The sequence below is a fragment of the Streptomyces antibioticus genome (assembly GCF_002019855.1).
GTDB lineage: Bacteria > Actinomycetota > Actinomycetes > Streptomycetales > Streptomycetaceae > Streptomyces > Streptomyces antibioticus_B.
The window spans coordinates 8,083,011-8,107,654 of record NZ_CM007717.1 but is presented as its reverse complement, the minus strand read 5'-3'; the positions used below and the strand labels follow the sequence as shown (position 1 = coordinate 8,107,654).

The following is a 24,644-nucleotide window of genomic DNA, read 5'->3' as shown; positions in this document are numbered from 1 at the left end:
GATCCGCCCGTTACAGATCGCGGACAATCCCGGGGGAGTTCGCGGACAACTCGGCAGGTGGCGGTTGGCCCACCCCCTGCCATGGCTCAGGATGGCGTGCCTGTCGACCGGGGCCTGTCCCGTCAGAATCCCGGCGTCGGGAGCAGGCTCGGCCACCACGGGGGTGTGCCGTTGGGGCAGGCTGGGGTGGGGTAGCCCCAGAAGGTTGCCGTGGCGCACCAGAGCACCGTCAGGAGCGTTGCCGCGAGGGCGCCGGCGCGTAGGAGACGGGGGCGGTTTCCGACCAGGGCGCCTGTCGCCAGCCAGGTCAGGAGCAGGATCGTCCAGAGGGCCGGGATGAAGAGGAGGGTCAGGAAGGAGCCGTTGGCCGCGTTGTTCACGCCCACGTCGCAGGCGGTCCAAGATCTGCCCAGGAGGAGGGCCGTGAGCAGCGAGAGGGTCAGGGATACCGCCGCGCCCAGGCAGCCGTGCAGTCGTCGCAGGTCGTCGTTTTCTGTCTTCATCTCTTCACCGCCTCCGCGATCTGCCGTGCGGCCTCGGCCGGCGTGAGGTGTGTCGTGTCGATGACCTCGGCCTCCTCGTGCAGCCAGGTGCGGGACGCCTCCGCGTACGGCTCCAGGTGGTTGAGGCGGAAGAGGGACGGGCCCATGACGGTGTCTCCCTCGATGCGCGCCCGGAGGGTTCGTTGGTCGGCGTGGAGGACGAAGTGGTGGATCGGGATGGCGTGTTGGGCCAGGCCCGTGCTGATCTCGCGCCAGTACTGCTCCACCAGGACCGTCATGGGCATCACCAGGGTGCCGCCCGTGTAGTCGAGGACGCGGCGGGCGGTTTCTACGACGAGGGGGCGCCAGGGGGGCCAGTGCTGGAAGTTGTCCGTCTGCGGCAGACCCGGCGTGATGTCCATCAGGGTCTCGCCGACCTTCTCGGCGTCGAAGACGCGTGAGTCCGGGATCAACTGCTGCACGAGCTTGCTGGTGGTCGTCTTGCCTGCGCCGTGGGTGCCGTTGAGCCATACGATCATGGATCACGACCTTAGACGTCGTTGCTCGTGGTGCGGGGTCACTGCGCGTGCGGGAAGGCTGTTGCGGACAGCGTCTTTGCGGCGCGGCGTACGGCGTTCTCCCAGGACCGGACCTCTTCGGGGGACATGAAGTCGAGCTGGTACTCAGGGCCCACGGCCGCCACGAACTTCCGCTCAGGATCTGTCACCGCCTCGATCCCCTGCCAGACTCGAGCTGCGGTCTCCTTGGGTGACACGACACCGGCGGACAACTGTGTCGCCATGTGGTGCAGGAGGCAGCGTTCAGCGGTCTCGTAGTCCGGGATCTGGATCCCGAGCTCTTCCATGGTGTGCCCGAAGAGCTCGCGGATGTCTGCCGGGTGCTCGTGCCGTGAACGACCGGCCAGGTCACGCAGTGAAGGAGAGTCGTGGCCGGCAGCCAGGAGGTCGGCTGCCACCATGGGCAGGTCTTCCACGCGGATGAGGCTCGCCGCGTACTTCCAGGCGATGGTGGCGGGCTGGTCCATGAGCGGATCCTGACCTAGGAGAACGCCTCTGACCAGTGAGTTATCCGATCCGTGGTCATCGCAAAGGTGGCAGGTCGGCTCGTAGGCGGTGCGGGCCGATCAAGTACGCCGCGTGCGGGCCCACGTAGAAGCGGTCGTGGCGGCCGTGGAGGATGTCGTCGGACGTGACCAGTACGGCGCCTGCGTCGTCGGGGTCGGCCGCGAGTGTGAGGAGGGCGTCGCGCAGGGCGGTCGCCTCCGGGGTGTCGAGGTGGAGGTCGAACACGTCGAAGAAGCGGATCTGCCGGAAGGCGCGGCCCGGGACCTTCAACGGCCCTTCCAGGACGTGCCGTACGTGGGCGAAGCGCAGGTGTGCGATGTCCGTGGTCAGTTCGGGGTGGCCGATCTCGGTGAGTTCCTCGGCGAGTTCGCGGCGCATCGCCTCCAGGGCGGTCTCGCGGTCGCGTTCGGCGTCGAGCCAGCGTGCGAAGCGCGGGAGTGCCCTGGCGGGCAGGAAGCCGCGCAGGTCGCTGCGCATCCGCTGGTCCACCCGGCCGTCCTCGCGGAAGCCGAGGCGGTCCAGGTCGGGGCGGGCCGTGGGGTGGTACTTGAGTACGCCGCCGAGCGGGCCGTAGGAGTCGGGGCGGTAGGGCGAGTGGACGAGGAGGTGACGGTCGTCGTCCTGGATCCGCAGCAACGAGGCGACGGAGACGCGGACTTCGCGGCGGGGCCGCAGGGCGACCGCGAGGAGGGAGAGGCGGCGCCGGTTGCGCCACAGGGTGGCGGCGAGCCAGCTCAGCAGTGCGACGAGCAGGCCCGTCCAGATCGCTTCCAGCATGCGTGTACCCGCCCCCCACGAGTGCTTTCGATGCGAGACTACCGGCACGCGAGCGTGCTGGGGGGCGAGTGGTGGAAGTGCGCTTCATGCCCGGCTGCGGGGTCGACGACGGTGAGCGGGCCGAGATCGAGTGGGTCCTCAGCCGGATCGCCGTGGGCGAGGGTCCGGGGCGCCTGGTGCCGCCCGTGCACCGGGTGGAGGTCGTCCGGCTGATCACCGGCGGCCGCAGCGGGGCGCAGGTCCTGGAGGTCCGGGTCCGGCGCGGGGCGCCGGAGGTCACGGAGTGGCACGTGGCGAAACTCCAGGACGCCTCGGCGGCCCGCGCCGAATGGACGGCGTACCAGGCGTACATGGCGCCGCTGGAGACTCCCTACCGCACGTCCGTCAGCGCGGTGAGCGAGACCGTGCTGGGCGCGGGCGCACCGCTGCCCGGCGATCGTGAGGTCGTCGTGTACCAGCACGTCAGCCAGCGGATCGGGGAGCCCGGCCGGCCCTTGGTGACGCTGGAGCAGCTCGCCGGGCAGGCCCTGGACGGCTCCGGCGCGGGCCTGCACAGCGCCCGGACGGCCGTACGACGGCTGCTGCGGCAGCTCGGCGGCACCCTCTACCTCTCCGCGGCCCCCGACCCCCGGATCTCCCTGCGCTGGCTCAACCCCACTCTCGGACCTGACCTGTTGGTCGAGGCCGAGGAGGGGGGCGGAGCGCGAGCGGTGCGGGTCTATCCCGCCGATCTGCTCGCCGCCTCCTGCGCCGCGGACGACGACACGCGCGATCCGCGGTTCCGCGCCGGGGAACGGATCGCCGTGGAGGTCTCCTCGATCGTGGCCGACGAGGAGGGTGTGCTGCTGGCCCGTCCCTCGTCGGACACCCGTATCGAGGTGTGCCCCGGGCCCGGGGGCGAACTGCCGCACCGTGCGGGCGCGGCGAACGGCGGTCGGCTGTTGTACGCCACGGTGGTGGCCACCCGCACCGAGCGGTACGGGCGGCTCTGCCGCGACCTGCTCGGGGACGCGCTCGTGCTGGAGAACTCCGTTGCCCGCATCGACAGTTGCGCGTTCGGGCATCCGTTCGCCCGGCTGCGGTCCCTTCTCGGTGATCCGGTGGAGGGCTGGGTCTCGTCGCCCGCCCACGGCGATCTCAACCCGCGCAATGTGCTGGTGGCCGACGATCAGCCCTATCTGATCGACCACGCGCGGGCCGCCGACCGGCAGCCGCACATGGGCGATCCGGCCTGGCTGGAGATGAACCTGCTGCGCAATGTCGTCGCGCCGAGACTCGGTTGGGGTGAACTCGTACGGCTCCAGAGGGTGTTGGCGGTCCATTGTCGGCTCGGGCCCTCGACGGACGATCCGCTCGCGGTGAGCGGCGCCGAGGTGTGGCCGCTGGACGGTGAGTCCGCGCAATTCGTCGCCGCGTTCCGGCTGTTGTGGCAGGTGCGGGCCACCGCTCGTGGCATCTACCCGGAGCAGGCGCGCCGTCCCTGGTGGCGGGAGTATCTGGCCCAGCTCACCCTGGCGGCCTGCCGGACCCTGAAGTGGCCGGCCGAGGCCCACGACCGGTTCAGCGCGGGCGCGGCACTGGTGGCCGCGGGCGTGGCCGGTGAGTTCCTCGCCGACGACCGGGAGGGCGGGAAGCGGGACGCCTTCCGCTTATGGCCGGCCGTCGAACTGCGGGCGGTGGCCGCGTGGTTGCTGCCGCGACTCGATCCGGGCCTGAGCGACGAACTGGCGCTGCTGCTCGATCTGGTCACGGGCCTCGCCGCGCTCCCGGCGCTCGCCGACAGCGGCTCAGGCACCCCCGACCCGCTCGCCGCCGTCCTCGAACAGGCCCGGGAGCAGGCCGTGCGCGCGCTGTGCGGCACCGCCGTCGAACGGCGGCTGCGCACGCTGCGGCGCGGGCGGTCACCGTACATCGCCCTGCGGGCCTCCACCGGCGGCGGCACACGGGAGGGCAGCGCGCTGCGTCTGCTGGCCGAGGAGCAGGCGGCCGTCCTCGTGGGCAGCGCGGGGGCCGGCAAGTCGACCGTGCTGCGCGAGCTGGAGTACGGCTACGCCCGCGCCGTCACCGGGGAGTCCACGCGGCTCGAACTGGCCGTCCGCATGCCGCTGTTGCTCTCGGCGGCCGACATCGCGCGCGCTTGGCGCCCCGCCCTCCGGCACGACGAGCTGCTGGCCCTCACCTGCCCCGGCGCGGATCCGGCGGACGCCGCCACCTACGCGGCGCTCCTCGCCCTCGACGGGGTCCATGTGCTGGTCGACGGTCTGGACGAGGTCTCCGAGCAGGCCAGGACGACCGTGTCCCGGTGGCTGGAGCGGCTGCGCGCCGACCATCCCGCCGTCCGGTTGAGCGTCTGTCATCGCACCTCGGCCTACCACGCGGCGCCCGCCGAGATTCTGCGTCTGCCGACGGTGGTTCTGCATCCCGTCACCCGTGAACAGGCCCGCAGTTACACGGGCGGACGGCTCGCGGGCCTGCTGTTCGACGACGAGGGCGACGCCGACACGGACGGCGGAGCGGGTGCGCCGGCGGGTCTGCGCCGGCTGATGGGCACTCCCCTGTTCCTGTGGATGGCCGTCGAGGCGCAGACGTCCCTCGACCCGCCGCCGCGGTCCGTCGGCGAGCTGTTCGCCGCCTTCACCACCTGGTACCTCACCGAACGGCACCATGAGGACGACGACACCGCCGACAACCGTTTCCGGTACGGCCTGGCGGACAAGCTGCCGCTGCTGGAAGCCGTCGGCGAGCATCTGACGGAGAGCGGCAACCTCGCCCGCGTCCCGCTGAGCGTGCTCGGCCCTCGCCTGGAAGAGGTACGCCCGGACTGGCGGGAGGTGCTCGACGAGGTGATCGCCTCCGAGTTCCTCACCGAGGAGCACGGATCGGTGGGCTTCTTCCACGAGTTGTTCCGGAGCTACTTCGCGGCGCGGGCTCTGGCCCGGTCGGCGGCCACGGATCCGGACGGGCCGCTGCGCAGGATCCTGCGCTTCGAGTGGCAGGAGGCGGCCCGCATGCTGGTCGGCCTCCCGACGGACGACCGGAGCGGCGTCACCCGGCTCCTGGAGACGGCGGCCTCGGCGGATCCGCGCTACGGCGCCTGGCTGCTGCGTCACTGTCTGGCCCCGCCGCCCGACCTGACCCGGGACTTCGTCGCCCGCCGGAAGGAGACGCTGGAGGCTCCCGGCGCGGGGCGCACGGCCTGGCAGCGGGCGGCCACCGCGCTGGCGGTGCTGCGCCGGGAGCCCGCCTGGTCGGTCCTGGCCGACGTCGCCGCGGGACCGGACCGCCCGGCGGGCGCCCGGGTCGCCGCCCTGCGGGCCATGACCGATCCGCTGAGCCGTGACACCGCCGCCGCCCGCCGCGACGGCGACCGCGGTTCCGCCGATCTCGCCGCGCTGCGGCAGGCCGTGGACGCCGTCCTCGGCGCACCGGATCGCGCGCCGACCGAGGTGGAGGTGGCCGCGCTGCGGGCGATCGGCCGGGCGAGGCTCATGTCCCTCAGCGGGTACGCGGGCGAACGCGTCGAGGCGGACGCGCCCTGGTCACTCGTCCGGGAGGCGTGCGCGGCCCTGGCCGCCCTGGACATCGTCCTGACACCGCGTCAGCAGGCCCTTCGTGAGGCCGCCTGTGCCGAACGGCTGCGCGCGGCCGACGCCGAGGCGGACGGCACCTCGGTCGCCGCCGAGAGCGCCGCGCTGGCGAGGGAGCGGGCCGAACTGCTCGCCGTGCTCGGGCAGTCACGTGATCCGTCGATGCTGGACCTGCTGCTGGAACACCGTTTCGTGCCCGGTCTCGCCGATCTCCCGGACTGGTCGGGGCTGTTGAACGGTCCCGCGCGTGCCCGGCTCGCCGCCGACCCCGAGGATCCCGCGGCCTCCCTTCTCCTCTCGGAGGACGAGACGCGGTCGGAGGCGTTGCGGGTCTTCGCCGAGGGCGACGAACTGTCGGCGGTGGCCGCCGCGCACCGGATGCTGTCCGATCCGTCGGGGCCGCCCTGGGATCTGCTGGGGCTGATCTCGGCAGAGTCGTCCGATCGACGGCTGCTGGCGGCCGCCACCGCCATCGGCGGCCTCGGCCCGGGGTCTCTCGTCCTGGCACGGCGGATCATCCGCCGGATCACCGCCGCGCCGGGGCCCGACCGGTTGGACGTGCTGGCCGCCCTGGTCACCGCGGTCGGCCGCCATTCGCGGCAGGGGCGGGTCCAACTGGCGCACACGACCGCCCGGGAGCTGGAACGGCACGGCGTGCGGCAGGCCATGCACGGCTCCTGGGCCCGGACCTTCTACGAGTCCGAGATCGACGACGACGTCCTCACCCGGTTGCTGGAGCGACCCGACGACGACAGCCTGGAGGAAGCCCTCGGCTACATGGGCGCGATCGACTTCCTGCTCACGGCCGGCGGGCGCCCGGAGGGTCTGACGCTCTCGGCCGACGCGCGTCGGCGACTGCTGAGCCGACTCCCCTACGACGCCGAGGAGTTCGGCGCGCCGGAGGACGTGCTGCGGCGGGTGCTGGCCGTGTCCTACGCGGGGCTGCGGGGAGCCTCGGGGTTCGTGGAGGCCGTCGCGGGTTCGCCGGTGGCGGCCGCGACGCCGGTGCGTTACGTGCACTCCGGGCACGGCGTTCTCGAAGTGGCGCTGTCCGCCCACGCCATCACCGCCGTCGGCTGGTTCGGGCGGCTCGCGGCGGAGAGACAGGACCAGCGCGCACTGCGGGAAGCCCAGACATGGCTTCAGCACCTGGACGTGGTGGACGGTCATCCCAGCCTGGAGCGGGCACGGCTGGTGGGGCTCGGGATCCTGGGTGTCTGGCGGCCGCTGCTGCTCGGGCTCGTACCGGGCGACCCCGTGCTGCACGAGGCCGCCGCGAACGTCGTCATGGACTGGCTGCCGACGCCGTACCCCACCGACACGCCGACCGATCACGCGAGCGTGGCCCGGTGGATCGGGCAACGACTGACGGCGGGGAGGGTGACCGATCCGGAGGTGCGGGAGGTACTGTCCACCCTCGTGACCGCGCTGGGGCAGCGGCTCGGGAGCTACGTCCATGATCCGATGCCGACGACACCGCCCACGGTGTCGATCCCGTCGATGCCTGACCTCGGGGGGCCGCAATGAGCGAATTGCCCGGCTTCCCCTGGCAAGGTGACGTCTCTCGGCGGGGCCGGCCGACGCGGCCGCCCCTGTCCGACACCACGCGGGTGCGCACGGCGCTGCTGGAGCTGCTCGCGGACGATCCGTCCGTCGTCCGCACCACACACGTCTGGCTCGACGACCTGGAGCAGGTACTGCAACGGCCTCTGCCGGTCGGCGGGGACGTGTCGGGGCCCGAGGCGCTGCGAACCGTCGTCGACACCTGTCTGAGCGAGCCCTTCGGCCTGCGCACCCTGGAGCAGGCGGTGACCGCCACGGCGGGAAGCTCCGAGACGGCCCGCGCACTGGCTCAACTCGCCGACGAATGGCAGGGGTTGGAGCTGCTTCCCGGTGCCGACTGGAGTGCCCTGCGCGCCCTCCTCGGCGACCTGGAGTCGCCCGCGCTCCCGGCTCTGGGCCGACAGGCGGCGGGGGGCCGTATCGACGGGCTGCCCGGTCACTGCGTCACGGCCTGGTCGGCGTTCCTGTATCTGCTGGGCCTCAACGTGCCGGCGTCCGGTCTGCCGCCCGCCGCCGAGTTCCTGCTGCTGCTCGCCGAGGACGACCAGTTCGTCCGCACACACGGTGAACGGGGGACCCGGGTCCTCGGTTCCTGGCTGGACAGTTGGGCGCGGGCCTGGTCACTGGAGGAGGAGTTGGACCATGCCCGGCGCCTGGCGCACCGGGCGGAGGGAGCACGCGCGGAGCGGTTGCTGATGGTGCAACTGGCCCCCGATCTCCTGGAGTCCGACCGGTACACGCTGTCGCGATGGGTGGGATCGGGTCACGACCTGGTGCCGGGCGACGAGCAGTCGGTCACCGCCGACGAGGTCGCGTCCGCGGTGGCGGGCGTGATCGCGGACGAGGTGCGTGCGACGGAGGCGCTCGGCGCCGTCGAACTCATCCTGCCGCTGGCGCTGCTCAATCTTCCTGCCGACCTCATGCGGCGGGACGACGTCACCGGGATCGGCATGCGCGACCGGCCCGTGGTCGTCCGTAGCCTGGAACGGCTGCGCAACCGCGCGTCGCACCGGCGATGGATGGAGCGTTGGAATCGCCTCAGCGCCTCCGAAGCCACCTCGTCGGTGCGCTGGAACCGCCTGGACGAGGGCGTCGAGGGCTACCAGCTCTACGGGGCGCTGACGTCGGACGCCGGGCTGGTGGGATGCGTGCTGAGCACGCCGCCGGGCGCCGGAAGCCCGCGCGGCCAGCGGGAGGCCCGGGCCGCCCTGCAACTCGGCTTCCCCATCCTGCTCTGGGACATCGAGGACTGTTCACGCCCGGACTTCCGGGCCGCGGCCGAGGAGTTGCTCTCGCCGGGCCGGCTCGCCGACCTGCCCGACCGGCTTCTCGATCTGCGCCGACGGTCCCCGGCGGGCGCACGACTGGTCCTGCTGTGGGACGACCCCTACCGGCAGCCGGTGTGGAGCGGGCTGTGAGCGGGGAGGCCGAGACGGCACCTGCCGACGCGGAGGGACCGGCCGCCCGTTCCTGGGTGATGGTCCGCGCCCTGGAGCGCCCGCCGTGGCCGCGCCCCGGCGCACCCGCCGTGGGACCGCTCGGCGAACGGCAGATCATCCGGGCGCTGCACGCGCTGCTGGACGGCACCCCCTCGGACACGGTCGAGGACCAGGCGTTCCTGGCCGAGGAGCGCCATCACCGGGGCGCCGGAGCGGCGGGGCGCTGGGAGATGACGGTCGCGGTCGACAACGCGCTGTCCATGGAGGTCTGGCAACCGGTCGTGCGGGGCCTGGTCGAGTTGCTGATCCGGCTGGGGCTGTGCCGTCAGGAACGGGTCGTCGAGTTCGACAGCCACGGACCGCGGCCCTCGGCGGTCGCTCCTGAGCGCGTCCCGCCCGGACCTCTCCTGGTGCTGACCGACGGCATCGCGTCCGCCTGGCAGCTCGGGGCCCTGGACGGTCCCCTGCACGCCCTCGGACAGAACCACTCCGTCGCGGTGATCCATCTCGTGCACGACCGGCTGTGGCCGAGCACGGGGATCCGGCCCGAGCCCCTGACCCTGCTGCCCACGGGCGCCGACGGGGCGCCGTCCCGTCTGACCGGCTGGGAGGAGACACGCCCTGGGGTGTTCCCGGTGCCCGTTCTCGCTCTGCGGGAGGACCATCTCAAGCAGTGGGCCGACTTCCTGACCGGGGGTGCGAACGGCTGGATACGGCTGCCCGCCGTGCTGGTCCCCCGCGACCCGGCGGACACGGCTCCCGCCGCCCCGCAGGACGGCCCGGCGTCGGCCGCCGACCTGCTCGCGGTGTTCGAGAACGCGGGCACGGAGTGGGCGCTGCGACTGGCCCGGGCCCTGGCCGCCGTACCGCTGAACCTGCCGGTGATGCAGCGCGTGCAGTCCCGGCTGATCCCCGGTTCCGCGCCGCATCTGCTCTCGGAGCTGATCATCGCCGGGCTGCTGGTGCCGGTGGTGGGCCGGGAGTCCATACGCCGACACGACCAGGTCACCTTCGACTTCCCGGACGGGGTAAGGGAGTTGCTGCTCTCCGCGGCCACTCGCGCTGACACGGTACGGCTCTTCGAGGACGCTGTGCGTTTCCTGGACCGGGACCTCGGGGTCGTCGGTCTGCGGGGGTGGGACAACCTGACGACGGCTGCCCCTCGGGCCCCGGAGCCTCCCACGCCGGAGTCGGCGGCGTTCCACCGGGTCCGCGCGGCGGTCCTGAGCGCCGTGTCGGGACCGTACCGTCCGCGGCCCGGCGAACCGGGGCGGTGAAGTCCACCGACGAATACCGCAGTTCGGCCGATCGTGGCGCGAATCTTCGCCAGGATGGGCACACGAGGTGAGTGCCACAGCGTACGTGCCACAGCACCGTCCGGCCGCAGCTCGGCCGGCGAAAGGGGGAACCGCGTGACCACTGATGTCTCCGACTACGGGCCCGCGAGTCCGTCCGACCCGGACTGGGGGATCTACCGGGGCACGGGGGTGCCTCGGCCGGACGGGATCGACGACCTCCCGCCCCCTCCCCCTTGGCGCACCTTCAACGGCGGTCCCCCGCAGCCCGGCCCGCCCGAGGACGCGGACGAGATCCGGCGCCGCCTCGGGACCTTCTCGCCGACGGCGCCGACCGACAAGGCGCAACTGGACGTCATCAACGCGGCGTTGTGTCTGCGCCGTCCGCTGCTGGTCACGGGACGGCCCGGTTCCGGCAAGTCCACGCTGCCGTACCGGATCGCCCACGAGCTGGGCCTGGGACGGGTCCTGTACTGGCCCGTCACCAGCCGTACCACGCTCCAGGACGGGCTCTACTCCTACGACGCGATCGGCCGCGTGCAGGCCACGGCGACCTGGCGGGCCATGAGCGGTGTCCCGGGCGTCGCGACGGATTCCGAGGGTGCGGGAGAGGCCCCGTCGGTCGGTGACTTCCTCAGTCTCGGTCCGCTGGGCACCGCTCTGTTGCCGTACGAACGGCCCCGGGTCCTGCTGGTCGACGAGTTGGACAAGAGCGACATCGATCTGCCCAACGACCTGCTGAGCGTGCTGGAGGAGGGAACGTTCGAGATACCCGAACTGGTGCGGTCCGAGGCCAGGTCACCGTATGTGGAGGTGCACACCGACGACCCCGACATCAGGGTGCCCGTGCAGGGCGGGCGGGTGCGCTGCCGGGCCTTTCCGATCGTGGTCATCACGAGCAACGGGGAGCGGGAGTTCCCCGCGGCCTTCCTGCGCCGGTGTCTGCGTCTGGACATTCCGCAGCCCGGCGTCGAGGAGTTGGCGGCGATGGTGGCCGCGCACTTCTCGGCCGAGGTGGCGGAGAGAGCCCGTGACGTCATCGCGCAGTTCCACGAACGAAGCTCCAGGTCGGGCGGGTTGGCCGCCGATCAACTCCTCAACGCCGTCCACCTGATGACCTCCGGGGACCACCCCGCACAGGGCGAGCAGTGGGACAAGCTGATGGCCGCCGTGTGGCGGCGTCTGTCCGACTACTGACCCGGGAACGGGGCTACCGTCTGGGACCGTTCACCGTCGGCCGGGGTGCCGGTGGTGATGTGGGACGTGGCGGTGCTCTTGGACGATCCCGACGGAGCGAGCCGGGACGCGAGCGAAGACGGACGAGACCGAGGACGGGGGGACACGAGCGATGACGCAGCAACGGCCCGAGCCCTCCGGCGATCTGACGGCCATGGAGATCGCCGAGGCGATGTGGCTGGCGAGCGTGATCAGCCGGCGGGGCGGTGCGCTGGACGGCCCGACCGACCCCGATCCGCGCCCGACGGACGTTCCCGCCGACTCCCGGGAATCCAGCCCGTCGCCGCCCGCCGACCATGTCCCGCCGCCCCCGGACGCCGCCGAGGTGCGGCTGCCCGACCGTTCGGCGCCGACTGTCGGCGCGCCCGACCGCGTCGACACCGAGAGCGCCACGTCCCGGCAACCACGGCCGTCCGGGCACCCCTCGGAGGACGCCCCCTCGCTCGGCGGACCGTCCGGCCGCCTGCCCGCGCTGTCCAACCCCTTGGCCCTCGCCCGCGCCCTACGGCCGCTGCGGACCCACGCCGCCGAGAGCCGCGATCGCCTCTTCGACGAGGCGGCCACCGCCCGGCGGGCCGCCGAGGACGACTTCTGGCTGCCCGTGTTCCGGCGGGCCCGCAGCCGCCCCTGGGACGAGGCGACGCTGATCATCGACGACAGCCCGACGATGAACCTGTGGAACCGGACCGGCGCCGAGTTCGCCGAACTGCTGGCGCGCATCGACGCGTTCGCCACCGTACGGACGCTCAGGCTCGACACCACGAACGGTGCCGACGGCCGCCCGCCCGTGCTGCGCAACCGGGCTGACGAGGTCTCGCCCCGGTCCCTGGGCGGCCCGGGCCGACGCAGCGTCGTCCTGGTCCTGACCGACGGCATCGGCGCCGCCTGGCGTACGGGGACGGCGCCGGCGCTCCTGCGCGACCTGGCCCGTACGCACACGACCGCGGTCGTGCATCTGCTGCCCGAGCGAGCGTGGGCGCTGTCGGGAATCACTGCCCGGTCGGTACCGCTGCGCCTGGCCGCGCCCGGGCCCGGCAACACCGGACTCCTCGTGTCCGGGCGGCCGGAGGAGGACGCGTTCGACGAGTTGGCTTTTGACGAGGAGGGATGGGACGCGGAGGGGCCGGCGGAGCCGCTGGTGCCCGTCCTGGGGCTCCGTCCCGGCTTCCTGGGTCAGTGGTCGCGGTTGGCGGCCGGGCGGCGCACGTCCCAGCCGCTGAAGCTGCCTGTGATGCTCGACGTCGACAGCGCTTCCGAGGGGTCCGGGGCGGCGGCACGGGCAGCCGCCCCGAGTGCCGAGGACGCCGTTCGCCGAGCGCGTTCCCGTCTGTCGCGGACCGCGTTCGACGGGGCCGTCCGGCTGGCCGCGCTGCCGCTGTCCGAGACCGTCGTGCACCGCCTGCCGCCCCTGCTGGACCCGGGGTTCAAGCTGGAACACCTCGGCGAGCTGCTCGCTTCCGAGCTGTTGCTCATGGAGCCCGCGGGCGTCGAGGGCGGCTTCGCCTTCGATCCCGGCGTCCGTGAGGAGCTGCTCGCGTACGGCAACCGCGCGGACACCTTCCAGGCCCTGCGCATGGCGCGCCCCATCGTCACCGACCGGGTGCAGCACGAGTTCCTGGCGTATCAACTGCGGGTGTTCCGTGGCGAGGACGCGACGCCGCCTGTCGTGACCGAGGCCGATCATGCGCACATGACGCTGTCGACGGCGGTGCTGCGGGCTGTGTCGGGACCGCTCGCGGCTACCGGGATTCGTGCGGTGCCCGACGAGGCGGTGGTCCACCAGCCCGTGCCTGTAGCGGCCGTGGCCACGGCGGAGGCCGTGGCACTGTCCACTGGCGGCCGGTCGCACCGCCCCTCCAGCATCTGGTACGGCTTGCCGCTACGCAACGTGCACTTCTCCGGCCGTGAACGTGAACTCGCCGCTCTGGAGCAGCGGTTGATGCCGAATGGCCCCATGACGGGCGTCGACGTGTTGCTCGGTATGGGAGGCATCGGGAAGTCGCAACTCGCCATCGAGCACGTGTACCGGCACAGCCACGCCTACGACGTCGTCTGCTGGATACCCTCGGAGCAACCGGCACGCATCATGGCCGCCTTCCAGCAGATCGCCCATCTCCTGGGACTCCCGCTCTCCTCCGACGCCCCCACGAACGAGGCGGTACCCGCCGTCCTGGAGGCCCTGCGCACCGGGGACCTGTGGCAGCGGTGGCTACTCGTCTTCGACAACGCTGAGTCGGTGTGGGACGTACAGCCCTTCTTCCCGCTCAGTGGCCCGGGTCGGGTTCTCGTCACCTCCCGGAACAGTCAATGGGCGCATGTGGCACGGACGTTGGACGTGGATGTGTTCTCCCGGCAGGAGAGCCGCAGCCTGCTGCGTCGACGCGGTGACCACATCAGTGACGACCAGGCCGATCGCCTGGCGGAGGCCCTGGGCGACCTGCCGCTCGCGCTGGAGCAGGCGTCCGTCTGGTTGCTCGACACCGGTATGCCGGTGCCGGAGTACCTTCACCTCTTTCAGGAGAAGCACGACGAGTTGCTGTCCGTGAACTCCATCCAGCACTACGACATGCCCGTGGCCGCCGCCTGGAACATCGCCCTGGACCGGCTTCGTGAGGAATCGCCGCTGGCGCTGCGCATCCTCCAGGTCTGCGCCCACCTGGCTTCGGCACCGCTGCCCCGAAGTCTGTTCCTGGCTGTCGGCAAGGAGCAATCGGCCCCGGACACACTCCCGGCCACCGACCCCCTCAGGCTCGCACGGGCGATCAGGTCGCTGAACCGGTACAGCCTCGCCCGGATCGACCATCGCGCCGACTCCATCCAGGTCCACCGGCTGGTGGGCATCGCGGTGACCCACCGCATGCCCCCGGCCGAACGTGACGACGTACGCCGTACCGCCTGGCGACTGCTGGCCGCCCAGCCGCCGGGGGCGCATCTGACCGACCACCTGATCGTCTCGGGAGCCGTGACGGCGACCGAGGAGTGGGTACGGTCCGCCGTACGCGCCCAGTTGGACTGGCTCGCGTCGAACGGCGCGACGGAGGACGAGCGACGGCTGTCCCACGAGGTGCACGGCACCGGTAGCCCTTAGGCGCCGTTATTTCTCAGCGACAAGTCGTGGAACACGAGATCTTGGCTCCATGACCACCGAACCGTCGAACCCGGGAAGACCACACCACATGAACGCGTCGCCGTCCTCAGCCGTCCAGATCGGTGCCCTCGTTCCGCTCACCCGCCCCGGCTGGGTCGAGGCGGGGCGGCATCTGCTCGCCGGGCTGGAGTTGGCCGTCCGTGACGTCAACGACGGCGGAGGGATCGGGGGAAGGCCGCTGGAGTTGCTGGTCCGGGACACCGCCGCCGATCCGGGCAAGGCCGCGGCAGCCGTGGCGGAGCTGGCCGGTCTGGGAGTTGTCGCGTTGGCCGGGGAGTATCACAGCGTCGTCGCTCGTGCCGCTGCCGCCGAGGCCGACGCGCTGGGGCTGCCGTTCCTCTGCTCGTCGGCGGTACTCGACGGACTCACCGAGAAGCCGACCGACTGGGTCGCGCGCCTGCCCCCGGCGCAGTCGCACGGCTGGCGGATCTACGCGGACTTCCTTCTCGGCGCGGGCCACCGCCGCATCGCGGTCGTGACCGAACCGAGCGTGTACTGGGCGTCCGGGACCGGCATCCTTCGGGACCATCTCGCTCCCCAGGGCGGCAGCGTGACCGAACTCGACGCGCGTGTGCTCGATCCCGCGGCCGTGTGCGACGCGCTCGTCGACAGCGGCGCGACCGCGCTCCTTCTGCTGGCCGGTTTTCCGGAGCCGGCCGTGTCGATCGTCAAGGCCGTCCGTGGCGACCGGCGTCTCGCGGACGTGCTGATCGGTGCTCCGGCCGGGCAGCCGGAGTTCGCCGGGTGGGCGGCGTCGCTGGGTGACGACGGTGCCGGGGTGCCGTTCCTGCGCTACCTGCCCGAACGTCTCGGTCCGCTCGGGACACGAGTCGAGGCGGCTCTGCGCGAGCGACTCGCCGCAGCGCCCTCGTTCGTGGCGTTCGAGGGGTACGACACGGTCACCGTCCTCGCCGACATCGTGCGCGCCCAAGGACCGGACCGGACGCGCATCGCCGCATCCTGGCCCCACGTCTCCGTCGAAGGCACCCGGGGGCCGATCCGGTTCTCCCGGCCGCCCGGCAGCAGCGTCTGGCAGTGGGTCTGGGCGCCGACGCAGGTCGTGGACCGCGACCCGGCCCACCCCGACCGCTTCCGCGTGCGCCACGCCACCTGAAAACGGGCTGCGACCTGGGCGGATCGCGGCGACAATCGTGCGGTGAGACTCCCTCAGCGTCGTGACCGCACCCTTGAAGAACTCGAAGGCGACCGCTGGCCGGCTCCCCCGGCCGACACCACCCGGCTCATCGCCACCGCGCACGCCCTGCGGCAGCGGCCGGTCCGCGAACTGACCGCCGAGGACCTGCGCTTGCTGATCGGGCAGGACGTGGGGCTGCCGCACCTCCTGCCCCTCGCCGTGGACGTCCTTCGGGACGATCCGCTGGCCGAGGGGGACATGTACGAGGGTGCTCTGCTGTGTGCGGTCCTCACCAGGGACCCGGCGGTCTGGGCCGATCTCCCGGAACTCCGCGCCGAGTTGCGCTCGATCGTCGCCCACCTGGGCTACCTGTCCGCCGATGTCCAACAGAAGGTGCGCGACTTTCTGGCCGCGTAGGGCAGCATCGGCGCATGCTCATCGTCTTCGGGGGACTGCCCGGTACCGGTAAGACCACGCTGGCGCGGCTTCTGGCCGCGCGCATCGGCGGTGTTCATCTGCGGATCGACACGATCGAGCAGGCGATCGTCCGTTCCGGGCTGGCGCGGCAGCCGGTCGGGCCGGTCGGATACGTGGTGGGGTATGCCCTGGCGGAGGAGCATCTCCGCCAGGGGCTCACCGTGATCGCGGAGTCCGTCAACCCGCTGGCCGTCACCCGCGATGCCTGGCGGGACGTCGGCGTTGGAGCCGGTGTCCCCGTCGTCGAGGTCGAAGTGATCTGCTCGGACCCCGCCGAGCACCGGCGGCGCGTGACCTCGCGCTCCGTCGACATCCCCGGCCTGGTGCTGCCCGACTGGCAGCAGGTGCTCAGCCGCGACTACGCGCCCTGGGATCGGGAGCACGTCGTGGTCGACACGGCGGGGCAGGAGCCGGAGGAGTCCCTCGCCTCACTGATCCGCCGTCTCGGTGCGGCAGGGGTCACCGGCCTTCCAGCCGGTTGTCTTCGGTCTCCCCGCCCCTAGGGCGTGTCTGATAATTGATCTTGTGACAGGTCGAGGCGAGCTGACGGACGCGGCGTGGGAGCGTATAGGGCCGCTGCTTCCGGGCTCGGATGGGTGCGGGCGGCCGTGGCGGGATCACCGGCAGGTGATCAACGGGGTGCTCTGGCGACTGCGGACGGGTGCTCCGTGGCGTGATCTGCCGGAACGGTATGGACCGTGGCAAACGGTCTACGAGCGATTCGCCCGCTGGGATGCGGACGGCACTTGGGCGAAGCTGCTGGAGCAGGTCCAGGTACGTGATGACGCGGTGGGCACGATGGAGTGGACGGTTTCGGTGGACTCCACGATCAACCGCGCCCATCAGCATGCGGCCGGCGCCCGCAAAGGGGAGGCCAACGGGGACAAACTGGAAAATCCGGAACGCTCGGCGGAACGGCAGGCCCTCGGCCGGTCCCGGGGTGGGCTGACTACCAAGGTTCACTTGGCGGTTGACGGCCATGGCCTGCCGCTGTCCCTTGTGCTCGCCCCCGGCAACACCAACGACTCCACCCTTTTTGAGGCGGCATTGGACGCCATCCGCGTCCCCCGATCCGGGCGGGGACGGCCGCGCACCTGCCCGGATCGGGTCCTCGGCGACAAGGCGTATTCGTCCCGGGCAATCCGCGCCTGGTGCAGGCGTCGTGGCATCGCCGTTACGATCCCTGAACGCGGTGACCAGGTAGCCAACCGGCTCCGTCGGGGTTCCCAAGGCGGCCGACCACCCGCCTTCGACGCGGAAGCATACAAGCACCGCAACGTCGTCGAGAGGTGCTTCAGCCGTCTCAAACAGTTCCGCGCGGTAGCAACCCGCTTCGACAAGCTCGCGAACCGATACCAGGCCGGGCTCCGCCTCGCCTCGCTGATCCTCTGGCTCCGCGAGCCTGCATCGGCAAGCGCTCAGCGCCCGGGAGCCAGGACGGTCAGCACACCCGATGGGATTCCCAACTGACCCAATCGGGACAGAAGGGCTACTTCCTGTTCCTGGGTTACCTCAACCCACAGGGACGTTCCCGAGTCGCTGGCGCTGAAAACTTGCCGACCGTCCCGCCGGCCTTCCGCGTGGATCGTGTAGGGAGCCAAGTCCGACAGCACCTTGAAGTGCCCGTCGTCTCGGACATCAAGGTCGATCCCCATCCCGAGATCAGAGTGCCTGGAGCGGGCACCGCTCACGACCTGCTCCCGAGCCAGTGACAAGGCACGTTCATACGAGTTCAGGACTTCGGGCGGCCAGGCGTCATCACTGTGCGCATCGATGTGGGCTGCATCGATGCCAGAACGCAGCACGTGAAGAGCTTCGCGATGAACACGCACAACGTCCGTAGGGCGAACTCCGTTTGCGAGTACGAGCTCGCGGACCCGGGCACGATTCTGACTGATCACATGCAGGACCCTCCCACAGGCAGCCAGCTGACTCCACCAAGAAATGCCTCTTCGACGTGATCATTATCAGACAGGCCCTAGCCCGCAGCACCGTGTCGCCGTCCGCCACTTTGGCCCTGTTGCCGCTGATCGTGCCCCGGCGGATGGCGCGGACCGTCACCGCGACCAGGCCGCCCACCAGCACGACGAAGCCGATGCCGAGGCCCCAACTCCACTTCTCCGTGAGAAGGTTCGTCACGAAGCCCACGGCCACGCTCAGCAGAACCGTCAGCGCCGCCACCCACTTGGTACTCCATCGCTCCGCACAGGTCGATCGACGTCACGGGGCACGTCAACCCGCCGCTCCGATATCGACCTAGGGTGCCATACAGCCCGGCCCACGTGCCGCGCTCAGTCCGCGAGCAGCAGGTGGTACGTCTCCCCCGGCGCCACGCACACCACCCGGTCGGGCAGGCGGATGTCGATCGGTTCGCGGTCGGAGTGCGGCACCGTCACCTCCAGTCGGCCGCGTTCCAGGCGGAGTTGGACGCCCCAGTGGCCCTGGTAGTGGAGGGAGAAGCCGTAGGACGACAGTTCCGGCAGCGGTACCGGGTCGAGCCACAGGGCGCCTTCGCGGGTCTCCAGTCCGGGCAGGCCGCGCTGGACCAGGTCGAGGGTGCCGGCCATGGCGCCCAGGTGGATGCCCTCCCCGGTGGTGCCGCCCTGGAGGTCGGCGATGTCGCCGCGCAGGGCCTCCTGGCAGTACGTCCAGGCCGCGGCGCGGCGTGCGCGGGCCAGGACCCAGCCGTGGACCAGGCCGCTGAGCGTGGAGCCGTGGCTGGTGCGGTGCAGGTAGTGGTCGACCGTCCGGTGCCAGGTCTCGTCGTCCAGCCGGTAGCCCAACCGCTCGAAGAGGCCCCGGAGTTCACGCGGCGAGAAGAGGTAGCCGAGCATCAGCAGGTCGGCCTGTTTGGACGCCTTGTAGCGGTTGACGGTGTCGTCCTCCGCCTCCAGGATCCGGTCCAGGCGCCGGATGTCGCCGTACCGGTGCCGGTAGCCCTCCCAGTCGAGTTCGGCGAGGTCGCCGTAGCCCTCGAACTGGCTGATGACGCCTTCGTGGAAGGGGACGTGGAGGGTGCGGGAGACGTCCTCCCACTGTTCGAGTTCACCGGCGTCCAGGCCGGTGCGCTCGGCGAGTTCGCGGCGCCGGGGCTCCGGGAGGGTGCGCACCACGTCCAGGGTGCGGGAGAGCACCCAGGCGGCGGTGACGTTGGTGTAGGCGTTGTCGTCGAGGCCGGGCCGCAGCGCGTCGGGGTAGGCGTCGTGGTACTCGTCGGGGCCCATCACGCCCAGGATGCGGTGCCGGCCGAGACGCTCGTCCCAGGTGGCCGAGTCCGCCCAGAAGCGGGCGATCTGGAGCAGCATCTCCGCCCCCTTGGTGTGCAGGAACTCGGCGTCGCCGCTGGCCTCGCAGTACTGCCACACGTTGTACGCCACCGCCGAGCCGACGTGCCGCTGGAGCCGTGAGTGGTCGGGAAGCCAGCGCCCGGAGCGGGGGTTGAGATGGACCTCCTGGGTCTCCTCACGGCCGTCGCTGCCGCTCTGCCACGGGTACAGGGCGCCGCGCCGGCCGGCCGCGCGGGCGGCGGCGCAGGCCCGGTCCAGGCGGCGGTGCCGGTAGCCGAGGAGGGCGCGCGAGACCTCGGGGAAGTGCAGGTTGAGGTAGGGCAGGACGAACAGCTCGTCCCAGAAGACATGGCCGCGGTACGCCTCCCCGTGCAGCCCTCGGGCCGGTACGCCGACATCGAGTTCCGCTGTGTGCGGGGAGAGGGTCTGGAGGACGTGGAAGAGGTGCAGGCGCAGGATGTCGCCGGCCTCGCCGGGGACGTCGAGTTCGGCGCGCCGCCACAACTGGTCCCAGGCCGTCAGATGCGTTTCGAGCAGGTCGTCGAAGGCGGGGGCGGCGGCGACCCGGTCGATCGCGGCGTCGAGCGGGTCGCTGATGGCGGGGTCGCGGGAGGTGTGCAGGGCGACGGTCTTGTCGACGGTGACGGTGCGGCCGGGCAGCAGGCCGAGCCGTACGCGCTGTCCGGCCCGCGCCTCCTCGTGGCGGTCGGTGACCGGGGCGTCGGCGCGCAGCCGGGCCGCCATGCCGATGCGGATGTCGGAGGTGCGGGTGCGGCAGCGCAGCCACACCAGGTCCGGTTCGACGGAACCCGTGTCCGGCGCGGTGAGGTGACGGCCGTCCAGGTCCCGGTAGCGGGCGACGCCCGAGTTGGTGACGCCGCCGTCGAGCGCCGCCTCCACGTCGAGGTCCCCGGTGAAGCCCTCGGCCGTGAACTCGGTGCGCAGCGCGGCGAGATGGGGGTCGGCCATGTGCACGAGCCGCTGCTGCCGCACCGACAGGACCCGGCCCTCGCCGAGCGCGTACCGGGTGCGGCGTTCCAGGAGGCCGGAGGCCAGGTGCACCATCTGCCGGTGGTCGAGCACCTCGGCCGTCTCGGGGGTGAGCCAGTCTCCGTCCACGAGCCGGAAGCGCAGCGGCAGCCAGTTCGGGACGTTGACGAGGTCCTCGTTCTCCACCCGGCGGCCCGCGATCTCCGAGGTGAGCCGGTTGTAGCAGCCGGCCACATAGGTGCCGGGGTGGTGGATGTCGTCGGCGGCGCATTCGGGCAGGGCGCCCCGGGTGGCGAAGTAGCCGTTGCCGAGGGTGCACAGCGACTCGCGCAGGCGCTCGTCGGCGGGGTCGTAGCCCTCGTACTCCCAGGTCCAGCCGGTCACCGGGGCGTCCCTCCGCCGTCCGCACCTTGTTGGTCGAGCAGCTCTCCGAGGTCGTCGACGACGAGGTCGGCGCCGTGCCGCAGCAGTCTGGCGCGGGTGTCCGGGCGGGCGGCGCGGTCCACGCCGACGACGAGGGCGAAGCCGCCGTTCCGGCCCGCCTCGACGCCGGCCAGGGCGTCCTCCACGACGGCGGCGCGGTCCGGCGGGACGCCGAGCCGGCGTGCCGCCTCCAGGAACAGGTCGGGCCGCGGTTTCCCGGCGAGGCCGAGGCGGGCCGCCTCGCCGCCGTCGACCAGGGCGGTGAACAGGTCGAGGGCGCCCGCCCGGGTGAGCAGCTCGCGCGCGTGCCGGGACGCGGAGGCCGCGGCGACGGGTACGCCCGCCGCGCGCAGGGCGCGGACCAGCCGCAGGGTGCCCTCGAACGCGTCGACGCCCCGCTCCCGGAGCCGCTCGGTGAAGAGCCGTTCCTTGTCGGCCGCCACGGCGCGCACGGTCTCCGCCGTGGGGTCGAGGCCGCGGGAGGCGAGGAAGGCGGCGGCGCCGTCGAGCCGTGACCTGCCGTCCACGTACCGCAGGTAGTCGTCGTGGGAGTCGAAGGGGCGGCGCTGTGCGGGGTCCGTGGGCGGGTGTCCGGCGAGGAAGGTGTCGAAGGCGGTCTTCCAGGCGGCCGCGTGCACCTTGGCGGAGTCGGTGATCACTCCGTCCGTGTCGCACACGACCGCGTCGATGTCACGCAGCACGGGCGCGAGCGCGGCACGGGACCTGGCGGCCATCTTCACTCCCCCTCCGACCCGGCGGCCATCGTCGCCGCCCCTGCGGGCGGGCACCTTCCACGGTCACACCGTCTGCGGTACCACCGCCACCGGGCAGGCCGCGTGGTGGAGCAGGGTGTGGCTGACCCGGCCGAGCTGAAGGCCGAGGTGTCCGTGTCTGCGCCGGGCTCCGACGATCACCAGGTCGGCGGCGGCCGAGCGGTGGACGAGGACGCCGTGGGCCGCTCCCTCGACCGTCACGCGCCGCAGCCGGACGTCCGGATGCTCGGCCACGGCGTCCCGCACGAGGGCGTCGAGCAGCGCCGACGCCCGTTCCTCGTGCCGGTGCGCCGGTTCCGCGGCGAGCGCGGGATCGTCGGCGCTCTCGTGGGCGGGGCAGCGCCAGGCGCGTACGACGTCCAGGGTGCAGCCGCGGGCCCGTGCCTCGCGGAAGGCGAAGCGCGCGGCCTCGGCGCCGGTGACGGGATCGCCGGCGCCCAGCAGGATCCGTTCGTGGGTACCGGCCAGGCCCGCCGTGTCACCGCGGACCACGATCACCGGGCAGTGCGCGCGGGCCGCGACGGCAAGGCCGACCGAGCCGAGGAGCAGTCCCTCCAGCCGGCCACGGCCGCGCGCCCCGGTGACCAGGGCGAACGCGTTGTTGCCCTCGCGCAGGAGGGCGGCGGCCGCGTCGTCGGGGACGATGTCGGTGGTGACCTTCACCTCGGGGTGGCGCCGTACGGCGCGTTCGGCGGCGGTGGCGACGAGGTTCTCGGCGTACACGCGCTCGGAGGGGCGGTCGAGGCCGGTGGAGGGTGCGGGGCGCTCGTAGCGCTCCCAGCGCGAGGCGTGGACCAGGCGCAGCGGGAGGCCGAGCCGGGCGGCCTCGTCGACCGCCCAGTCGACCGCCGTCAGACTCGCGTCGGATCCGTCGACACCCAGGACCAGGGGAAGCGTCAGCGTCATCGTCCCCACCGCCTTCCGTACCGCACGGGGTCATGCCTTCACGGTGTCACCGGCGGGCCCGCCGCACGAGAGGCGAACGGGCCGTCGCCGGGGACCTTCGGCCCATGCGTACCTCAGTCGTGCGGCACCACGGCCACCGGTGCGGACGCGTGCTGAAGCACGCCGTGCGTCACCGGGCCGATGCGGCCGCCCACGCGCGCGTGCTGGCGCTTGCGGCCGACGACGACCAGGGAGGCGTCCCGCGAGGCGTGCACGAGGTGCCGGCCCGGGCTGCCGACGACGGCCTGCGCGCGCACCTCCACGCCGGGGAACTTGTCCTTCCAGGGGAGCAGGACGTCGTCCAGTCCGCGCCGGGTCTCCTCGGCGAGTTCGGCGTCGAGGCCGCCCTCCAGGGCCGCCGCGTGGCCGTAGACGGCCGCCGGGTCCCAGCCGTGGACGACGCGCAGGACGGCGGCGCGGCGCCGGGCCGTCTCGAAGGCGAACCGGATGACGGAGTCGTCCGGCTCCCGCAGGTCGAGCCCCAGCACGACGTCCCGGTAGGCGGTGGTGGCCGACGCGCCGCCCGTGGCGTCCGGGAGGTGCTCGTCCTCGGCCCGCTCGCCGGCCCGCACGAGGACGACGGGCCGCTCCGCCCGCGCCACCACGGCGAAGGCGACGGAGCCGACGAGGAACCCGGTCACCGTGCCGAGGCCCCGGGACCCCAGGACGAGCAGTTCGGTGTCGGCGGCGGCGGCCGCCAGCAGGGCCGGGACCGCCTGTTCCGCGGTCTGCCGGGTCATGATCCGCAGGCCGGGGTGGCGTTCCGTCAGCCCGGTCTCGGTCTCGCGCAGCATCTGCGCGGCCCAGGCGCGCTGCGCCTCGATCACGCCCGGCGCCGGTACGCCCATGAAGGGGGTGTACGGCGGTCCCGGCAGGTCTCCTTCGGCGTGCAGGAGACGCAGGTCGGCGTCTCGTTGCGCCGCTTCGCGGGCGGCCCAGTCGGCGGCGGCGAGGCTTTCGGGTGAGCCGTCGAGACCGACGGTGATGGCGGGCATGCGGACCTCCTTGGGGGATGCGCCGTCAGTCTCACCGCCGCGCGGGGGCCTCAGGAAGGGCCGGAGGTCCCTGCGGGGCGCCGACCGGCCCTCGGGGCCGGGGAGCCGACGTCGTGGCCCGGGGTGGGGCCGGTCGTCAGGCGGCGGCGCCGGGGTCGCCGGTCCGCGCGGCCCGGGTGGTGTCGTCCGGCGGTGCCCGGTGCGGGCCGGTTTCGGCGGGGCGGGCCGGCCCGGACAGGGCGCAGTCCACGTCCACCACGCCCTCCACCGTCCGCACCAGCCGTGTCACCAGGGCGACGAGCGAGGCGTCCCACACGTGGCCGGTGAGCGTCACGACGCCGTCGTGGACCTCCACCCGGACCGGTCCGGTGGGCGCGGCCGGGAAGCGGGCGACGACCTCGCGGCGTATCTCGTCGGCGATCTCCGTGTCGTCCCGCAGGAACACCTTGATCAGGTCGGAGCGGCTGACGACGCCCAGCAGCACGCCGTCGTCGTCGACGACCGGGAGCCGCTTGAGGTGGCGGTGCGCCATGAGGCGTGCGGCCCGGGCCACGGTGTCGTCGGCGCGCACGGTGACGGCGGGGGCGGTCATCAGGTCGCGGGCGAGCACCGCGTCGGCCTTGGTGGCCGGGTCGGGGTGGACCGGGGACCGTCCGAACCGGTCCGGGTCGCCGTCGCGCAGCATCTCCTTGGGCAGGAGGTCGGCTTCGGACACGACACCGACGACGCGGCCGTCCTCGTCCAGCACGGGCAGGGCGCTGACCCTCCAGCGCCGCATGGTGCGCGCGATGTCCTTGAAGGCGACTTCGTCGCGCAGGGCGACCACGGTGTGTGTCATCACGTCGCTCACGAGGGAGAGCATGGCGTCCTCCAGGTGCTCCGGATGCCGTCCCCCGCCACCTTCCAGCCTCCGCCGCGCGGGCCCGCGCGGGCAGGGGCCGGACGGCCCTGCCGTGGGGCCGAAGGCCACCGAAGGCGATGGCTCGCGCGCCTGTCACCGCCTTCCG

At 72.5% G+C, this 24,644-nt stretch carries 18 protein-coding genes; 9 read left to right on the top strand and 9 right to left on the bottom strand.

Annotated features, from left to right (window positions below):
• Nucleotides 1–122: 122 nt before the first annotated feature.
• From AFM16_RS36495 to AFM16_RS38875, 4 genes are read right to left on the bottom strand one after another with little or no spacing between them, the layout of a single operon-like run.
• Nucleotides 123–503 carry a hypothetical protein gene (locus AFM16_RS36495; protein WP_051780168.1) on the bottom strand — a complete coding sequence of 127 codons (381 nt, stop codon included), beginning with the start codon at nt 501–503 and terminating at the stop codon, nt 123–125.
• Entirely contained in the window at nt 500–1,021 is a 522-nt protein-coding gene (locus AFM16_RS36490; protein ID WP_078636548.1) for an AAA family ATPase, read from the bottom strand. Before AFM16_RS36490 ends, AFM16_RS36495 begins: the two co-directional genes overlap by 4 nt.
• A 38-nt stretch (nt 1,022–1,059) precedes the next feature.
• Nucleotides 1,060–1,527, bottom strand: a complete 468-nt coding sequence (locus AFM16_RS36485; protein ID WP_078636547.1) for a hypothetical protein — start codon at nt 1,525–1,527, stop codon at nt 1,060–1,062.
• A 55-nt stretch (nt 1,528–1,582) separates the two neighbouring features.
• Nucleotides 1,583–2,344, bottom strand: coding sequence for an SMODS-associated NUDIX domain-containing protein (locus tag AFM16_RS38875; protein WP_030782207.1), 762 nt, complete (start codon nt 2,342–2,344; stop codon nt 1,583–1,585).
• A 71-nt stretch (nt 2,345–2,415) separates the two neighbouring features.
• Between AFM16_RS38875 and AFM16_RS36475 the strand changes: the two genes are divergently transcribed.
• The 9 genes from AFM16_RS36475 to AFM16_RS36435 all read left to right on the top strand — a co-directional run bounded on the left by AFM16_RS36475 (nt 2,416) and on the right by AFM16_RS36435 (nt 17,694).
• Nucleotides 2,416–7,458 (top strand): hypothetical protein, encoded by a 5,043-nt coding sequence (locus AFM16_RS36475; protein WP_143648524.1) that lies wholly within the window; start codon nt 2,416–2,418, stop codon nt 7,456–7,458.
• On the top strand, nt 7,455–8,912 hold the full coding sequence (locus AFM16_RS36470) for a VMAP-C domain-containing protein (RefSeq protein ID WP_143648522.1): 1,458 nt from the start codon (nt 7,455–7,457) through the stop codon (nt 8,910–8,912). The genes AFM16_RS36475 and AFM16_RS36470 overlap by 4 nt, the downstream gene beginning before the upstream one ends.
• Nucleotides 8,909–10,210, top strand: coding sequence for an SAV_2336 N-terminal domain-related protein (locus tag AFM16_RS36465; RefSeq protein ID WP_078636543.1), 1,302 nt, complete (start codon nt 8,909–8,911; stop codon nt 10,208–10,210). The genes AFM16_RS36470 and AFM16_RS36465 overlap by 4 nt, the downstream gene beginning before the upstream one ends.
• Before the next feature lie 135 nt (nt 10,211–10,345).
• Nucleotides 10,346–11,425, top strand: coding sequence for an AAA family ATPase (locus AFM16_RS36460; RefSeq protein WP_245177898.1), 1,080 nt, complete (start codon nt 10,346–10,348; stop codon nt 11,423–11,425).
• Between the two features lie 151 nt (nt 11,426–11,576).
• Nucleotides 11,577–14,552, top strand: coding sequence for an FxSxx-COOH system tetratricopeptide repeat protein (gene fxsT / locus AFM16_RS36455; protein WP_078636541.1), 2,976 nt, complete (start codon nt 11,577–11,579; stop codon nt 14,550–14,552).
• Nucleotides 14,553–14,601: 49 nt separating this feature from the next.
• Nucleotides 14,602–15,726: an ABC transporter substrate-binding protein gene (locus AFM16_RS36450; protein WP_078636540.1), complete on the top strand. Its 1,125-nt coding sequence runs from the start codon at nt 14,602–14,604 to the stop codon at nt 15,724–15,726.
• A gap of 42 nt (nt 15,727–15,768) precedes the next feature.
• Entirely contained in the window at nt 15,769–16,164 is a 396-nt protein-coding gene (locus AFM16_RS36445; protein ID WP_078636539.1) for a contact-dependent growth inhibition system immunity protein, read from the top strand.
• A gap of 14 nt (nt 16,165–16,178) precedes the next feature.
• Complete coding sequence (locus tag AFM16_RS36440) at nt 16,179–16,727, top strand: P-loop nucleotide/nucleoside kinase family protein (protein WP_078636538.1); 549 nt, start codon at nt 16,179–16,181, stop codon at nt 16,725–16,727.
• Between the two features lie 22 nt (nt 16,728–16,749).
• Complete coding sequence (locus tag AFM16_RS36435) at nt 16,750–17,694, top strand: IS5 family transposase (RefSeq protein WP_245177897.1); 945 nt, start codon at nt 16,750–16,752, stop codon at nt 17,692–17,694.
• An 821-nt stretch (nt 17,695–18,515) separates the two neighbouring features.
• Here AFM16_RS36435 and AFM16_RS36430 read toward each other — a convergent pair.
• From AFM16_RS36430 to AFM16_RS36410, 5 genes are all read right to left on the bottom strand, one after another.
• Entirely contained in the window at nt 18,516–20,885 is a 2,370-nt protein-coding gene (locus AFM16_RS36430; RefSeq protein ID WP_078636537.1) for a glycoside hydrolase family 65 protein, read from the bottom strand.
• Nucleotides 20,882–21,658, bottom strand: coding sequence for an HAD family hydrolase (locus tag AFM16_RS36425; RefSeq protein WP_078637228.1), 777 nt, complete (start codon nt 21,656–21,658; stop codon nt 20,882–20,884). The genes AFM16_RS36430 and AFM16_RS36425 overlap by 4 nt, the downstream gene beginning before the upstream one ends.
• A gap of 63 nt (nt 21,659–21,721) precedes the next feature.
• Entirely contained in the window at nt 21,722–22,603 is an 882-nt protein-coding gene (locus AFM16_RS36420) for a universal stress protein (protein WP_107419223.1), read from the bottom strand.
• A gap of 113 nt (nt 22,604–22,716) precedes the next feature.
• Nucleotides 22,717–23,637: a universal stress protein gene (locus AFM16_RS36415; protein WP_030782244.1), complete on the bottom strand. Its 921-nt coding sequence runs from the start codon at nt 23,635–23,637 to the stop codon at nt 22,717–22,719.
• A 136-nt stretch (nt 23,638–23,773) separates the two neighbouring features.
• Nucleotides 23,774–24,499: a CBS domain-containing protein gene (locus tag AFM16_RS36410; protein WP_030782248.1), complete on the bottom strand. Its 726-nt coding sequence runs from the start codon at nt 24,497–24,499 to the stop codon at nt 23,774–23,776.
• Nucleotides 24,500–24,644: the final 145 nt, after the last annotated feature.

Coding starts and splice junctions, on each gene's coding strand:
- AFM16_RS36495 (WP_051780168.1), bottom strand. CDS start 503: ATGAAGACAGAAAACGACGACCTGCGACGACTGCACGGCTGCCTGGGC.
- AFM16_RS36490 (WP_078636548.1), bottom strand. CDS start 1,021: ATGATCGTATGGCTCAACGGCACCCACGGCGCAGGCAAGACGACCACC.
- AFM16_RS36485 (WP_078636547.1), bottom strand. CDS start 1,527: ATGGACCAGCCCGCCACCATCGCCTGGAAGTACGCGGCGAGCCTCATC.
- AFM16_RS38875 (WP_030782207.1), bottom strand. CDS start 2,344: ATGCTGGAAGCGATCTGGACGGGCCTGCTCGTCGCACTGCTGAGCTGG.
- AFM16_RS36470 (WP_143648522.1), top strand. CDS start 7,455: ATGAGCGAATTGCCCGGCTTCCCCTGGCAAGGTGACGTCTCTCGGCGG.
- fxsT (WP_078636541.1), top strand. CDS start 11,577: ATGACGCAGCAACGGCCCGAGCCCTCCGGCGATCTGACGGCCATGGAG.
- AFM16_RS36450 (WP_078636540.1), top strand. CDS start 14,602: ATGACCACCGAACCGTCGAACCCGGGAAGACCACACCACATGAACGCG.
- AFM16_RS36440 (WP_078636538.1), top strand. CDS start 16,179: ATGCTCATCGTCTTCGGGGGACTGCCCGGTACCGGTAAGACCACGCTG.
- AFM16_RS36425 (WP_078637228.1), bottom strand. CDS start 21,658: ATGGCCGCCAGGTCCCGTGCCGCGCTCGCGCCCGTGCTGCGTGACATC.
- AFM16_RS36420 (WP_107419223.1), bottom strand. CDS start 22,603: ATGACGCTGACGCTTCCCCTGGTCCTGGGTGTCGACGGATCCGACGCG.
- AFM16_RS36415 (WP_030782244.1), bottom strand. CDS start 23,637: ATGCCCGCCATCACCGTCGGTCTCGACGGCTCACCCGAAAGCCTCGCC.
- AFM16_RS36410 (WP_030782248.1), bottom strand. CDS start 24,499: ATGCTCTCCCTCGTGAGCGACGTGATGACACACACCGTGGTCGCCCTG.